The 14,247-nt window shown below is 35.2% G+C and carries 12 protein-coding genes; 7 read left to right on the top strand and 5 right to left on the bottom strand.

The features are described 5' to 3' along the window. Window positions 1-25 precede the first annotated feature (25 nt). A complete protein-coding gene (mvaD, locus tag QWY92_RS02775; protein WP_290268403.1) occupies window positions 26-1,114 on the bottom strand; it encodes a diphosphomevalonate decarboxylase in 1,089 nt (362 codons plus the stop codon). 93 nt (window positions 1,115-1,207) lie between these two features. Further along, the gene (locus tag QWY92_RS02770; RefSeq protein WP_290268402.1) at window positions 1,208-1,741 is read right to left on the bottom strand and encodes a DUF1697 domain-containing protein; all 534 of its coding nucleotides are present in this window, start codon (window positions 1,739-1,741) and stop codon (window positions 1,208-1,210) included. Between the two features lie 163 nt (window positions 1,742-1,904). On the opposite strand from QWY92_RS02770, the gene QWY92_RS02765 reads away from it, so the two are divergent. Both QWY92_RS02765 and QWY92_RS02760 read left to right on the top strand, forming a co-directional pair. Further along, a complete protein-coding gene (locus QWY92_RS02765) occupies window positions 1,905-2,369 on the top strand; it encodes a hypothetical protein (RefSeq protein ID WP_290268401.1) in 465 nt (154 codons plus the stop codon). A 1-nt stretch (window position 2,370) separates the two neighbouring features. Next, entirely contained in the window at window positions 2,371-3,795 is a 1,425-nt protein-coding gene (locus QWY92_RS02760) for a T9SS type A sorting domain-containing protein (protein WP_290268400.1), read from the top strand. A 43-nt stretch (window positions 3,796-3,838) separates the two neighbouring features. On the opposite strand, the gene QWY92_RS02755 is transcribed toward QWY92_RS02760, so the two are convergent. The 3 genes from QWY92_RS02755 to QWY92_RS02745 all read right to left on the bottom strand — a co-directional run bounded on the left by QWY92_RS02755 (window position 3,839) and on the right by QWY92_RS02745 (window position 9,457). Beyond that, the gene (locus tag QWY92_RS02755) at window positions 3,839-4,360 is read right to left on the bottom strand and encodes a DUF4136 domain-containing protein (protein ID WP_290268399.1); all 522 of its coding nucleotides are present in this window, start codon (window positions 4,358-4,360) and stop codon (window positions 3,839-3,841) included. Window positions 4,361-4,422: 62 nt separating this feature from the next. Continuing rightward, entirely contained in the window at window positions 4,423-8,811 is a 4,389-nt protein-coding gene (gene dnaE, locus QWY92_RS02750) for a DNA polymerase III subunit alpha (RefSeq protein ID WP_290268398.1), read from the bottom strand. Between the two features lie 196 nt (window positions 8,812-9,007). Then, complete coding sequence (locus QWY92_RS02745; RefSeq protein WP_290268397.1) at window positions 9,008-9,457, bottom strand: ferritin-like domain-containing protein; 450 nt, start codon at window positions 9,455-9,457, stop codon at window positions 9,008-9,010. Window positions 9,458-9,660: 203 nt separating this feature from the next. Here QWY92_RS02745 and QWY92_RS02740 point away from each other — a divergent pair, with 203 nt between their 5' ends. From QWY92_RS02740 to QWY92_RS02720, 5 genes are all read left to right on the top strand, one after another. Further along, window positions 9,661-10,731: a lactonase family protein gene (locus tag QWY92_RS02740; RefSeq protein ID WP_290268396.1), complete on the top strand. Its 1,071-nt coding sequence runs from the start codon at window positions 9,661-9,663 to the stop codon at window positions 10,729-10,731. 118 nt (window positions 10,732-10,849) lie between these two features. Beyond that, entirely contained in the window at window positions 10,850-11,365 is a 516-nt protein-coding gene (locus tag QWY92_RS02735) for a 30S ribosomal protein S16 (protein ID WP_290268395.1), read from the top strand. A 190-nt stretch (window positions 11,366-11,555) separates the two neighbouring features. Then, on the top strand, window positions 11,556-12,086 hold the full coding sequence (gene rimM / locus QWY92_RS02730; RefSeq protein ID WP_290268394.1) for a ribosome maturation factor RimM: 531 nt from the start codon (window positions 11,556-11,558) through the stop codon (window positions 12,084-12,086). A 36-nt stretch (window positions 12,087-12,122) separates the two neighbouring features. Then, window positions 12,123-12,836 carry a tRNA1(Val) (adenine(37)-N6)-methyltransferase gene (locus QWY92_RS02725; protein ID WP_290268393.1) on the top strand — a complete coding sequence of 238 codons (714 nt, stop codon included), beginning with the start codon at window positions 12,123-12,125 and terminating at the stop codon, window positions 12,834-12,836. A gap of 226 nt (window positions 12,837-13,062) precedes the next feature. Continuing rightward, the gene (locus tag QWY92_RS02720; protein ID WP_290268392.1) at window positions 13,063-14,241 is read left to right on the top strand and encodes an acyl-CoA dehydrogenase family protein; all 1,179 of its coding nucleotides are present in this window, start codon (window positions 13,063-13,065) and stop codon (window positions 14,239-14,241) included. The last annotated feature ends 6 nt before the right edge of the window (window positions 14,242-14,247 follow it).

Here is a 14,247-nt window from a genome sequence, read left to right as displayed (position 1 = left end):
ATTGAATTCTATAACCAAACCAGCTTTATTCACTAACTATCAATTTAGCTCCAAAGCCTACTTTATCATTAATATACTCTCCTTTTTGGCAATAAATTGCAAGTTCTGTTTTTATAAAACCTTGAACTTCTTCCGTTTCATTTTCAGGATAAAGCACGTGTACATTGGCTCCGGCATCTAGTGTAAAACAAACCTTAGAATTCGTAGCTTCACGAAAAGCCCAAATTTTATTAATAATTTCCATGGTATTGGGTTTCATTAAAATAAAATACGGCATACTGGTCATCATCATGGCGTGCAGCGTTAGGGCTTCACTTTCTACCAAGGCGATAAACGCATCTAAATCCCCCGTTTTTAATATGCTTTTTATGTTAGACAAATTTTCTGCAGCCTGATCAAAACGTTGTGCTGCAAACGGGTGGCCGTACATTAAATTATGCCCAACAGTGCTACTCACTTGTTTTTCACCTTTATCAACTAACAATATGGTATCATTATAATTTTTAAAATTCTGGTGCACTTCAAACGGATATTTTACACCATATAAATCGGAACTACCATCAATTTCAGCATGGTTTCCCCAAACAACTAAATCGCCTTCTAAACTTCGACAGGCACTTCCTGAACCTAAACGTGCTAAAAATGATGCTTTCTGAATAAATAATGTATCAGAAATAGCTTCACTAAGTTCCTTTTCAACACTCATTAAACACAAAGCCAATGCGCTCATTCCGGAAGCAGAAGAAGCAATTCCTGAGCTATGCGGAAAGGTATTCGAAGTTTCAATTTTAAAATGATAATCTTTTAAAAACGGTAAATAAGCTTCAATACGCTTGAAAAATGTTTCAATTTTCGATTTGAAATCGTCCTTTTTTTCATCATCTAAAAACACATCAAATGAAAACTCATTTTGATTGTCTTTTTTAGAAAAACTAAGCTTGGTTGTAGTTTTACAGTTATCGAGCGTAAAGCTAATAGATGGATTTTCTGGAATTTGATCTTTCTTTTTCCCCCAATATTTCACCAAAGCAATATTACTTGGCGAACTCCATGTAAAACTTCCGTTATTAATAGATTTTGAGTATGGTTTTGGGATAAAATCGGTTTCAGTCATGTTATAATATTAGGCTAACCTATTAGCTTGTTTTGGCAAAAATAAGAAATATCTAATGGCGAAACCATATACAAAGCACTTGTGTTTTAAAATTTATGCGTGTGATAATTCTAGCAACTTCAACATGGTTTTATAATTTCGAGCGGTGGCCGTTACTTTCAGTTTTCGTTCAAAAAAATTAGTATTGTATTTGGTTCTACCATAGCCGTGAGAAGCATAGAAATAAATACAACTTCCGCTGATGTTTACGCGCTCATTTTGATATTCTATTTCTAAAACCGTTTCAACTAAATTGTTTTCTGGTTTTGAGTAAAGCATCATAAAATAACTGTTTTGTTTTTCTTCTTCAGAAAAAGGACAGCTATCAAAAATGTGCTGTAAATCTTCCGGTGTTTTTACAAGTACTGGCACATCTAAGTTAAATTTTGATAAAATAGCTATATTGATTTGCGTTTCTAATTCAACACAGGTATTATCTTCTGCATTAAAAAGAATATTACCACTTTGAATGTAGGTCTTCACATTTTCTAACCCCATTCCAACTAACAAACTCCGAAGTTCTGCCATGAGAATTTTATTTTTTCCACCAACATTTATACCTCGTAATAGCGCTATATACGTTTTCATGCGTTCAAAATAAAGATAAAACTTAACACGCCAAAGAATAGCGAAGTTTTTAAACCATATCACTCTATTTTTTTATCCGTAACTTTGTAGTCTTATTCCTTATTTTGTGAAAAAAGTAGCCCCAAAACGTACTATATTTTACAAGTTTAAATCTTCCTTTTTCATGATGCTTTTCATCGTGAGTACAAATTGTGCAACAAAACCGCATGTTTCTAAAATAGATATTAGTAAAGAAACACACCCTAAAATTATCTTTTTAAACTATAATCTATCAGAAGCTGAAAACGGTAAAAAAACCGCAACATTCATAAATCAAAAAACAGTTGAGGGTAGACTTAGAAATAGCAGCTCTAAATACATCGCGCAAGGCCATATTGGGGACTTAGTTTGCTCGCAATTTGATAAAAACAAAGCACTAATTACAAAACAGGCTATTGAAAACCCACTTTTGAAAACCATTGAATACACTTATGATTCGCTAGCGCTTGAAAAGAAAACTATTAAAACTAAAAAAACACCGTTTTCTCTTAGGTTACAACTAAGTAACGCCACAAAAACCATAGAACTAAGTGAAATTATTGATTCGCTACAAAACACCAAATCGTTAATAATCACTAAGATTAATTGATATGAAACAACATCTATATCTACTTTTTTTTATTATAAATTTTCAGATTGTTTCTGCACAAGTTTTTACGCAAGAAACTATACAAAATAACGGTGATAATGATAAAAGACTGAATTTAGTCATTTTAAGTGAAGGTTACCAAAGCACTGAATTTGCTAAATTTAAAACCGATGCTATAACTTATACAAATACTATATTTAGCACGCCACCTTTCTCGGAATATGCTAACTTTTTTAATGTCCATATTATTTATGTGCCGTCGGCCGAAAGTGGTGCCGACCACCCAGGTACAGGGTCTACTTATTACGAAACTAACTTCCCGATACCAACAACCGATGTGGACACTTATTTTAATGCCACTTTTGATTCCTTCGACCTTCACTATTTATTATTTTATGAAATAGATGAAAACTATGCGAATAATACTGAATTGAAAATTAATAGCGTATTAACCGACAATTTCCCAACTTACGATCAAGCTTTAATTTTAGTGAATTCGCCTTATTATGGTGGTAGTGGCGGCGAATTTCCGATGGCATCGACAGATCCTGCAGGCCAACAAGTTGCAATACACGAAATTGGACATTCCTTTTTTAATTTGAAAGATGAATATTACCCTGGTGATATACACGTTGGAGAAGCTATTAATATGAGCGCTGAATCTAATATTACTGCAGTAAAATGGAAAAATTGGATAGGCACAAATGCTATTGATGTCCATCTAAATGGCACAACCTCAGCAGGTGAAAAATGGTACAAACCCGCAAACGGAAGTTGCAAAATGGAAGTTTTAAGTCAAAGTTTTTGTTCGGTTTGTAAAGAGGGTATGATTGAGAAGTTTCACGATTTAATATCACCTTTAGAAAAATATTCTCCAAACAACACGACAGTAAACAACCCTGAATTTCCTATAAATTTTGATTTAACCTTGATTAAGCCCAACCCAAACACCTTAGAAAGCTCGTGGATTCTGAACGGTAACGCTTTTGCAAGTAATGTTGATGGTGTTACTATTGTAGAGCCCGATTTAAACACAGGAATTAATACACTTACCACGGTAATCCATGATAACACGGCACTTTTAAAGATAGACAACCACGAAACAACACATATTAGCACCGTAACTTGGACAATAAATCAATCTACTTTAGGGCTTGAAACTATTGAAAGCTTAAGTGATTATTTTAAAATTTTAATGTATCCCAACCCTGCTTCAGATAGTATTAATTTGAAATTTGAAAGTGAGGCTACAGAAATGATAACCGTTGACATAATAAGTGTCGATGGCCGAAAAATTGTGTCAAAAACACTTTCAAATTTAAACACCTCAACGCTAGATATTAGTACACTATCTTCTGGGATTTACTTAGCTAATTTCTATTCTAAAAATGTGCTTTTGGCTAGTAAAAAACTGGTGAAAGAATAGCAATTCTATAACGCTTTTCATAAATCAAGTTCACGTTAACGCTCTATTTCTTCGGAGGATATTTAGCTAATATTTTAGAAACTATGGCATTTAATCGTGCTTCGCGTTTTTCGGGAGTTTGGTTTGGATTGAAACTAGATTCACTTACGGCTTGCCAATAGAGCTGCTTGATATTTTCGTCTACAAAATCGACAGTAAGCTGCCTAGTAACTTGTGCTTGACCAATAGGTAAACCTATAGAAATTCCGCCACCGACGTTACGGCCTCCACCACCAAGACCAACGCCTACGGTTTGTTTTTGTGCGCCTTGAAATTCGGTACTTTTAATATCGATAAAGAAATCGGGTGTATCGGATAATGACATACCTTTGACTTGCAATTGTTCGTCTAAGGCATTTAACAGGCGCTTCGTATCGAGTTCACTTAAACCGGTTTTCATATCGGCGTAGTAGTTATAACTTTTATATTTTGAAAAATCGGTTCCTTTTTCGTAATCATAGTTTACGTAAATAGGTGCACAAGATGCCACTAGAAGTAGTAGGGCTAGAGTTTTTATAAGTTTCATAGCTTCGTTTTTCTTTAGATTTAACAATAATTATTCCGAATGTGATTTCGGCTTTAACTTTATTAATTCAACTTATACTTTACATGTTGTGACTCTAGCTCACCTAAAAGCTCTTGACAAACCTTAACCTTTTGAGTTCTACTAATCATCGATATTTTAATTTTCTCTTTCATATCATAAACTAAAAAATTAACCCCTTGACTTCCTGGGTGCAAATTCATTAATTCTTTTAAGGCAATTACCTTTTGTTCCGTAAGGTCTTTGATGTCCAATTGAATAGATAGTTTTTTAGCATAATTCTCCATCACATCATGTAGTAATTGAAAACTATTAAACTGCAATCGTGGATCACTTTTTTTACCGGTATCTTTATTGGTCCAACCTTCACGTACAAACGATTTCACAAACACGAAGTTGTTGTGCATCAAGAAGTGACGGTATTTTAAATATTCTTCACCAAAAATTCGGAATTCAAAACTATCGGTATAATCTTCAATAGTAAACATACCCCAACCTTTTCCTTGCTTACTTACACGATGAATAACATCGGTAACTACACCACCAAAAACAATTTCTCGGTTAACATAAGGTTCTAAGTTATTAAACATTCCTACGGTACCGTTGCAAAAGGTTTTCATTTCAGTTTTAAAATCGTCCAACGGATGCCCTGAAATATAAACGCCTACCACTTCGCGTTCTTTGCTTAATTTTTCCATTGTCCCCCACTCTTCACAAGGCGGCACTTCGGGTTCTGGTATTTGCACATCACTCGCTTCACCAAACAAACTCACTTGTGCCGAGTTTTCGTTTTCTTTATGCTTGTGTGCGTATTTAATAGCTTTTTCTAAAAAGGTAATCCCCGAACCATCATCATGAAAATATTGTGCGCGATGTGTATCGGATAATCCATCAAAACCACCGGCTAAAGCTAAGTTTTCAAAAGCTCTTTTATTAGCTGCACGCAAATCAATTCGTTTTGCAAAATCGAAAATAGACTTATATGGACCATCTTTTTCTCTGTTTTCTACAATAGTTATTACAGCACCATGCCCTACACCTTTTATGGCGCCCATTCCAAAACGCACGGCATAATCTTTATTTACTGAAAACTTATAAAACGACTCATTAACATCAGGACCAAGAACATCTAGCTTCATACGCTTACACTCTTCCATAAAGAATGTAACCTGTTTAATATCGTTCATGTTGTTCGATAAAACAGCCGCCATATATTCGGCAGGGTAATGCGCTTTTAAGTATGCTGTTTGGTAAGCAATCCATGCATAACATGTAGAGTGAGACTTATTAAAGGCGTAACTCGCAAAGGCTTCCCAATCTTTCCAAACTTTCTCTAGAATTTTAGCATCGTGTCCGTTGGCGCTGGCCTGCTCAATAAACTTAGGTTTCATTTTATCAAGAACGGCAATTTGCTTTTTACCCATTGCCTTACGCAAGACATCGGCTTCACCTTTGGTAAACCCAGCCAAACTTTGCGACAGTAGCATTACTTGCTCTTGATAAACGGTAATACCATAAGTTTCCTTTAGGTATTCTTCCATGGCAGGTAAATCGTACTCAATATCTTCATCGCCGTGCTTTCTACGAACGAAACTAGGAATATATTCCATTGGCCCCGGACGATACAAGGCATTCATGGCAATTAAATCTTCAAAAACAGTAGGCTTTAAATCACGTAAGTGTTTCTGCATACCAGGCGATTCATACTGAAATACCCCAACCGTTTCTCCACGTTGGAATAACGCATAAGTTTCTTCATCATCTAACGGAAACGTTTCAGGATCCAAAAGAATATCATGTTTCGCTTTTACAATTTTAACGGTATCTTTAATCAGGGTTAATGTTTTTAACCCCAAGAAATCCATTTTTAGTAATCCGGCATCTTCCACCACCGAGTTATCAAACTGGGTAACATATAAATCGGAATCTTTTGCCAATGAAACCGGTACGAATTTGGTAATATCATCTGGAGTAATAATAACACCACAAGCATGAATTCCTGTATTTCTTACCGACCCTTCTAGCGTTCTAGCTAAGTTTAAAGTTTCGGCTTGTAAATCATTACCGTCTGCAATATTTAAAAGTTCATTAACTTTCTCTAAATCTTCTGCTCTAAATTTTTGTCCGAGCTCCTTTTCCGAAAGACCAAAAATCTTTCCGAGTTTAGACATATTCGGGATTAACTTTGCAATTCTATCAGCATCAAACAGCGGTAAATCTAATACACGTGCGGTATCACGAATAGACGATTTGGCCGCCATAGTACCGTATGTAATAATTTGTGCCACTTGGTTCGAGCCATATTTCTCGATTACATAATCCATAACTCGACTTCGACCTTCATCATCAAAATCGATATCAATATCGGGCATACTTACACGATCGGGATTTAAGAAACGCTCAAAAAGTAAATCATACTTAAGCGGATCAATATTTGTAATCCACAAACAATATGCAGCAACCGACCCTGCAGCAGAACCACGACCAGGACCAACCGAAACATCCATGTTCCGCGCTTCACGAATAAAATCTTCTACAATAAGGAAATACCCAGGGTATCCTGTTTTTTCAATTACGCCCAACTCAAAATCGAGACGCTCTATAACAACCTCCGAGAGTTCTTCTCCGTAACGTTTTTTAGCACCTTCATAAACTAAATGACGTAAAAATGCATTTTCACCACGTTTACCTCCATCTTCTTTATCTTCTTCGTGAACAAATTGTTCCGGAATATCGAAAGCAGGCAATAATACATCACGTGCTAATTGATAAGCCTCAACTTTATTTACAACTTCTTGTACATTAGAAATAGCCTCGGGAACATCTTTAAAAAGCTCCTTCATTTGGTCGGGAGATTTAAAATAATACTCCTTGTTTGGCATACCATAACGGTATCCACGACCGCGACCTATTGGGGTTGCTTGTTTTTCTCCATCTTTTACACACAATAAAATATCGTGAGCATTAGAATCTTCTTTCTTTCTGTAATACGTATTATTTGAAGCTACTAATTTTACATCGTGTTTTCTTGCCAAAGAAATTAATGTTGGATTTACACGATCTTCATCTTCTTGATTGTGGCGCATAATCTCCACATATAGATCGTCTCCAAATTGTTCTTTCCACCAAAGTAATGCTTCTTCGGCTTGATTTTCACCAATATTCAGGATTTTACTTGGTACTTCACCATATAAATTCCCTGTTAAAACAATTAAATCTTCTTTATACTCTTCTATTAATTTTTTATCAATTCTTGGTATATAATAGAACCCATTTACAAAGGCATGCGATGATAATTTTGCTAGATTATGATAGCCATTTTTATTTTTGGCGATTATCACAATTTGATAACCGTTATCTTTTCTCGACTTATCTAAATGGTTTTCACACACAAAAAACTCACAACCAATAATAGGCTTCATTTCTTTTGCGGTAACCGTCGCTCCTGTAATTTCAGCTTCTTTCTTTTTCGCTTTTACCCCGCCGTTATGTTTATTTACCGCGTTTACGAAGTGAAAAGCCCCCATCATGTTGGCATGATCGGTAAGTGCTACAGCTTCCATATTATACTCCGCTGCTGCGGAAACAATATCGGCAACCCCCATTGTAGATTGTAATACCGAGAACTGCGAGTGATTATGTAGATGAACAAAATCGACATCGGCTAAAGCTGAAACATTTTGCTTAATATCTTCGGAAGATAACCCGGTGTCTTCACTTTTCTTTATACGCGCAAGAATCTTGGCACTTTCACGCTTTAGGTTTATGTGTTTTAAACCAATAAGATCAATAGTCGCCGGATTGGCCTCATTAAAATTCTGAAAATACTCAGGCTCAACATCTAATTGCTCTTTGGTATATTCTCCCAAACGCATCAACTCGAAAAAACAACGCGTGGTTGCTTCCACATCGGCCGTAGCATTATGCGCTTCAGAAAAACCAACATTAAACAAATGTTCGTGTAATTCTGATAATGTTGGTAATTTAAACTTACCATAACGTCCACCAGGGATTTGGCATAAATTAGCCGTATGTTCGGTACAAGTATCTAAAACAGGAAGTTCTTGCAATGGGTTTTCTACATCGCCACGTACAAACTCGGCGCCCATAATATTTAAATCGAACTTTACATTTTGCCCAACAACAAACTTAGTTTTACCTAATGCTTCATTAAACTTCTCTAAAACTTCGGCTAACGGAATACCCTGTTCTTGTGCCAGTTCGGTAGAAATACCATGAATTTTCTCGGCATCATACGGAATATTAAAGCCTTCGGGCTTCACCAAATAATCTTGATGCTCAATACAGTTTCCCATCTCGTCGTGCAACTGCCATGCAATTTGAATACACCTTGGCCAATTGTCTGTATCGGTTATGGGTGCGTCCCAACGTTTTGGTAATCCTGTGGTTTCGGTATCGAAAATTAAATACATCCTTGTTGTTTAATTATTTGACGTTAAATGGTTTAACCTCTAGTTTATTTCCTTCACTTCGAAAAGAAAATTTGAGTAGAAAAAGTGTATAAAAATACAGATAATATTTTCTTTTTTGGATTGAAGCCGCAAAGAGTTTTAAACAAAAAAAGAGCAACCCGTCTAGATTGCTCTTATATTATTTAACACTAAATATTTATGACACCATTTCTTTATATGATTTTTCGGTGTTAATAGATGCTTGTATGGCATTTTTATGTTTATACAACAACGCATCGATACTTGGTGGTAAATTTCTATCTTTTAAAATATTATTATACTCTTCCAAGCTTGCTTTTTCACCACGAATGGTTTCTTCTAAAATAGTTTCCTCATTATTAGAACTCATGGCCGATTTTAAAGTGGCCCAATTTCTATGCACAACGCCTTTAATACTTCCGTCATTTTCGGGGAACTCTCCATAACGCAATATTTCCGTTCTTAATTCGTCGGCAAACGCACTACGTTCTGAAACGCGACGTTTAAAAAACATTTTTAATCTATTGTCTTCAATATTATCAATCGCGTTTAAATACCCTTTTTCGGCATCATAATTTTTAATTAATAAATTGTTTAACTTCTTTGAAATTTCTTCAGTATAATTCATGTTATCTTTTTCATTTTAAATTTCAATAAATTCTTTTAAGATGCCTATTGTATCACATCGTACACTTCTAATATAACCAATAAAACCGCTGTTGTCAAGCCATTTAACAGTATTTATGTTTACATTAAGAATAGTTAACAGTTAGCAATATATTTTATTATAATTTAGCATAAATTTAAAATTCTAAAACCCAACATAAAACTATGAAATCAATTCTTTTAATATTCGCATCACTATCCTTTTTCAATTTTTACGCTCAAAATACGCCGCTTTATGTAGGCACATACACCGCAGGCGACAGTGAAGGCATATATAAACTTGAATTCAATACGGAAACAGGAGAATTAAGCAATAAAACGTTAGCCATAAAAGCATCGAGTCCTACTTTTCTATCTTATTCGGCAGACAGAAAATATATTTATGCTGTAAACAGAGCTGAAACTGGAACTGAAGGCGATTATGTTTCATCTTATAAAATTTTAGATAATGGAACTCTTGCTAATATCAATAGCGCAAAAGCGCATGGCACTGCTGCTTGCCATATCTCTATTGATAAAAAAGGAAAAAAAGCTGTCGTTTCCAACTATACAAGTGGCACGGTTTCTTTATTCGACATCAATAAAGATGGTAGTTTAAATGAAGCTTCTCAGATTTTCGATCATAACGCCGCTTCTGAAAAATCGCATGCCCATTCTGCTCAATTTTATAAAAAAGATTTGTTTGTTGCCGATTTAGGGCGTAACGCCGTATACCAATATCAATTAAAGGAAGATGCATATAAATTAAAAACTTCTGCTATTGTAGAAATGGAAGGTAATCCTGGACCACGCCACTTTTGTATTAGTAAAAATGGAAAGTATATTTATATTATTAACGAACACGGAAGCTCGATAACAACGGTTAAAAGAACAAAAAATAAATTTGAACAAATTGATCACGATTCTACTTTAGATGAAAACTATAACGGAAAAAATGCTTGTGCAGACATCCATTTATCTAAAGACGAGCGCTTTTTATATGGTTCTAACCGTGGCGAAAACTCTATTGTTGTTTTTAAACGAAACACAAAAACGGGAACCATTGATAAAATTCAAAATATAAGTGTGCACGGAGATTGGCCAAGAAACTTTACTTTAGACCCAACAGGTAAATTTGTACTTGTGGCCAATAGAAGAAGTAATAATATAGCTGTTTTTAGTATCGATTTGGTTTCAGGAAAACTCACATTTTTAAAGGATTACGCTGTGCCAACGCCTGTTTGTTTACTTTTCTAACAAACGAATCAATTTTAGAGTAATTTCAAAAGAAATAATAAGCTGATAATTAAATTTTTATAGTATCTTTGCGCCCTTATTAATAACCGAGGTCGCGAACCTCAATTAATTAATTATTATGCCAGTAAAAATCAGATTACAAAGACACGGTAAAAAAGGAAAACCTTTTTACTGGATCGTTGCAGCCGATGCAAGATCAAAAAGAGACGGTAAATACTTAGAGAAATTAGGTGTCTACAATCCAAACACAAACCCAGCAACTGTTGAATTAAACGTTGATGGCGCTGTAACATGGTTACAAAACGGTGCACAACCAACCGATACAGCAAAAACTTTATTGTCTTACAAAGGCGCTTTACTTAAAAATCACCTTGCCGGTGGTGTTAGAAAAGGAGCTTTAACTGAAGAGCAAGCAGAAGCAAAATTTGCAGCTTGGTTAGAAGAAAAAACAGGAAAAGTTCAAGCGAAAGCTGATGGTTTATCTGAAGCGGAAGCAAAAGCTAAAGCTGATGCATTTGCAGCAGAAAAAGCGGTTAACGAAGCTAGAATTGCTGCGGCAACTCCAGCTGTTGAAGAAGTAGCTGAAGAAGCTGCCCCTGAAGTTGAAGCGGAAGCATCAAACGAAGAAGAATAAAAAAACAAAATTTTTTATACTTTTAAACTCCGATAGCAATATCGGAGTTTTTTATTTTCTAGAATTAACGTTTCAGAAAATAATCCTATTAAATTACGCACACTTTTAATTATAAAATTTAATTACTTTTGATTCTCATTTGTTAAGTGAGGTTTTCGCCTTCGCGGAAATAAAAAAAACCAACCATTCCATGAAAAAAGAAGATTGTTTTTACTTAGGTAAAATTGTAAAAAAATACAGTTTTAAAGGTGAAGTTTTAGCTAAACTGGATACCGACGAACCTGCTATTTATGAAAACTTAGATGCTATATTTTTAGAACTTCGGAATAATTTGGTGCCTTTTTTTATTGAAAGCTCACAATTACACAAATCTGAACTACTTCGGATAAAATTTGAAGATGTTGATGAAGAAGCCGATGCTGATGCCATTATGAAAAGCGGTCTTTACTTGCCCCTAGACTTGTTACCAAAATTAGAAGGTGATAAATTCTATTTTCATGAAGTGATAGGTTTTACTGTTGAAGATGTCAACTTTGGAACCGTAGGCACTATAAAATCTATAAACGATTCTACAGCGCAATCGCTTTTTGAAATAGACCGAGATGGTATTGAAATTTTAATACCCATGAACGATGAGTTTATCAATAAAGTAGATCGCAAAAACAAAACTATTTTGGTGGAAACCCCAGAAGGTTTAATTGATTTATACCTAGAAGAATAAATTCTATCTTAAATCTTTTCAAAAGAACCATTTTTTATGAGCAAGCCATTCCAATTCAAAGAGTTTAGCGTTAATCAAGACCAATGTGCCATGAAAATTGGTACCGATGGCGTATTGCTTGGTGCATGGGCTAGCCTTGAAACCAATCCGTTTGCCATTTTAGATATTGGTGCCGGAACGGGGGTTTTAGCATTAATGCTTGCACAACGCATTGGTGCTGAAGTTATTGATGCTATTGAGATTGATGATGATGCTTACGAACAATGTGTAGATAATTTTGAACTATCACCATGGGGCGATCGTTTGTTTTGTTATCATGCGTCTTTAGAAGAGTTTGCCGAAGAAATCGATGATGAATATGATTTAATAATTTGTAATCCGCCCTTTTATGCTGAAGATTACAAAACTGAAAATGAATCGCGAGATTTAGCACGTTTTCAGGATGCCATGCCTTTTAATCATTTATTAGAAAGTGTTTCTATTTTATTATCTCCAGAAGGAAGCTTCAATGTTATTATTCCTTTTAATGAGGAAGAAAATTTTATTAAACTAGCAAATAATTTCCTTTTATTTCCTAATAGAATCTGTCGTGTTAAAGGTAATCCTGAAACTGAAGTTAAACGAAGTATGCTAGCGTTTTCCTTCCGCGAAAGCGAAACCACGACTACAGAACTTATTATTGAAACCGAAAGGCATCAATATACTCCAGAATACATTAATCTGACTCAAGATTTTTACTTAAAAATGTAATTGCTTTGCTAATTATTCTTTAAATTTGATAGCATAAATTGTTTTATTCTTAAAAAAAAGAGTTTTTCAGTATTTATTTAAAAGTGTTATAGACGGATTATTAAACTTTTCGAAAGTTTAAATTCCTGAGAATGGATCTCTTTTTCAATACCTTCATTTTGAAAATCGGACATTTAATTCTATTTCAAACGCCTTTTAAACTTCGAATAAAACATAAATCTTAGCTATGAAACCAGATTTATTTGAAGCTCCCGATTATTATAATTTAGACGATTTACTATCCGACGAACACAAATTAGTTCGCGATACCGCCAGAGCTTGGGTAAAACGCGACGTTTCTCCAATTATAGAAGAATATGCTCAAAAAGCAGAGTTCCCTAAACAAATAATAGGTGGTTTAGCAGAAATTGGAGCCTTCGGACCATACATCCCTTTGGAATATGGTGGCGCCGGTTTGGACCAAATAAGCTACGGTTTAATTATGCAAGAAATTGAACGTGGCGATTCTGGTGTGCGTTCAACAGCTTCGGTACAATCCTCTTTAGTGATGTACCCAATATGGAAGTATGGTAATGAAGCACAACGTCAAAAATATTTACCGAAACTAGCTAGTGGAGAATGGATGGGTTGTTTTGGATTAACCGAACCCGACCATGGTAGTAATCCTTCGGGAATGGTAACTAACTTTAAAGATAAAGGCGATCATTATTTGTTGAATGGTGCCAAAATGTGGATTTCGAATGCGCCTTTTGCTCAAGTTGCTGTGGTTTGGGCTAAAGATGAAAGTGGACGTATTCATGGCTTACTTGTGGAACGTGGCATGGAAGGTTTTTCTACTCCTGAAACGCATAATAAATGGTCGTTAAGAGCTTCGGCTACTGGTGAACTAATTTTTGACAATGTTAAAATTCCGAAGGAAAATTTATTACCCAACAAATCTGGTTTAGGTGCGCCTTTAGGGTGTTTAGATTCTGCACGTTATGGTATTGCTTGGGGTGCCATTGGTGCTGCTATGGATTGTTATGATACGGCTTTACGCTATAGTAAGGAACGTATTCAGTTTGGGAAACCTATTGGGCAATTTCAGTTACAGCAAAAAAAACTAGCCGAAATGATTACCGAAATCACCAAAGCCCAACTTTTAACTTGGCGTTTAGGAGTTTTACGTAATGAAGATAAAGCCACATCCGCACAAATATCTATGGCAAAACGCAACAATGTTGATATGGCAATTACTATTGCTCGCGAGGCTCGACAAATGCTCGGTGGCATGGGAATTACTGGCGAATACTCTATTATGCGCCACGCTATGAATCTTGAAAGTGTTATTACTTATGAAGGTACCCACGATATTCATTTACTGATTACCGGATTGGATGTTACAGGCTTGAATGCTTTTAAATAACAGTTG

Source organism: Algibacter miyuki (genome assembly GCF_030409805.1).
Classification (GTDB): Bacteria; Bacteroidota; Bacteroidia; order Flavobacteriales; family Flavobacteriaceae; genus Algibacter; species Algibacter miyuki.
This window is presented reverse-complemented; position numbering and strand designations above follow the sequence as displayed.

Bases quoted from the DNA above. Each gene is read 5' to 3' on its own strand.
- QWY92_RS02740 (WP_290268396.1), top strand. From the start codon at position 9,661: ATGAAATCAATTCTTTTAATATTCGCATCACTATCCTTTTTCAATTTT.
- QWY92_RS02760 (WP_290268400.1), top strand. From the start codon at position 2,371: ATGAAACAACATCTATATCTACTTTTTTTTATTATAAATTTTCAGATT.
- QWY92_RS02720 (WP_290268392.1), top strand. From the start codon at position 13,063: ATGAAACCAGATTTATTTGAAGCTCCCGATTATTATAATTTAGACGAT.
- dnaE (WP_290268398.1), bottom strand. From the start codon at position 8,811: ATGTATTTAATTTTCGATACCGAAACCACAGGATTACCAAAACGTTGG.
- QWY92_RS02770 (WP_290268402.1), bottom strand. From the start codon at position 1,741: ATGAAAACGTATATAGCGCTATTACGAGGTATAAATGTTGGTGGAAAA.
- QWY92_RS02755 (WP_290268399.1), bottom strand. From the start codon at position 4,360: ATGAAACTTATAAAAACTCTAGCCCTACTACTTCTAGTGGCATCTTGT.
- rimM (WP_290268394.1), top strand. From the start codon at position 11,556: ATGAAAAAAGAAGATTGTTTTTACTTAGGTAAAATTGTAAAAAAATAC.
- QWY92_RS02735 (WP_290268395.1), top strand. From the start codon at position 10,850: ATGCCAGTAAAAATCAGATTACAAAGACACGGTAAAAAAGGAAAACCT.
- QWY92_RS02765 (WP_290268401.1), top strand. From the start codon at position 1,905: ATGATGCTTTTCATCGTGAGTACAAATTGTGCAACAAAACCGCATGTT.
- QWY92_RS02725 (WP_290268393.1), top strand. From the start codon at position 12,123: ATGAGCAAGCCATTCCAATTCAAAGAGTTTAGCGTTAATCAAGACCAA.
- QWY92_RS02745 (WP_290268397.1), bottom strand. From the start codon at position 9,457: ATGAATTATACTGAAGAAATTTCAAAGAAGTTAAACAATTTATTAATT.
- mvaD (WP_290268403.1), bottom strand. From the start codon at position 1,114: ATGACTGAAACCGATTTTATCCCAAAACCATACTCAAAATCTATTAAT.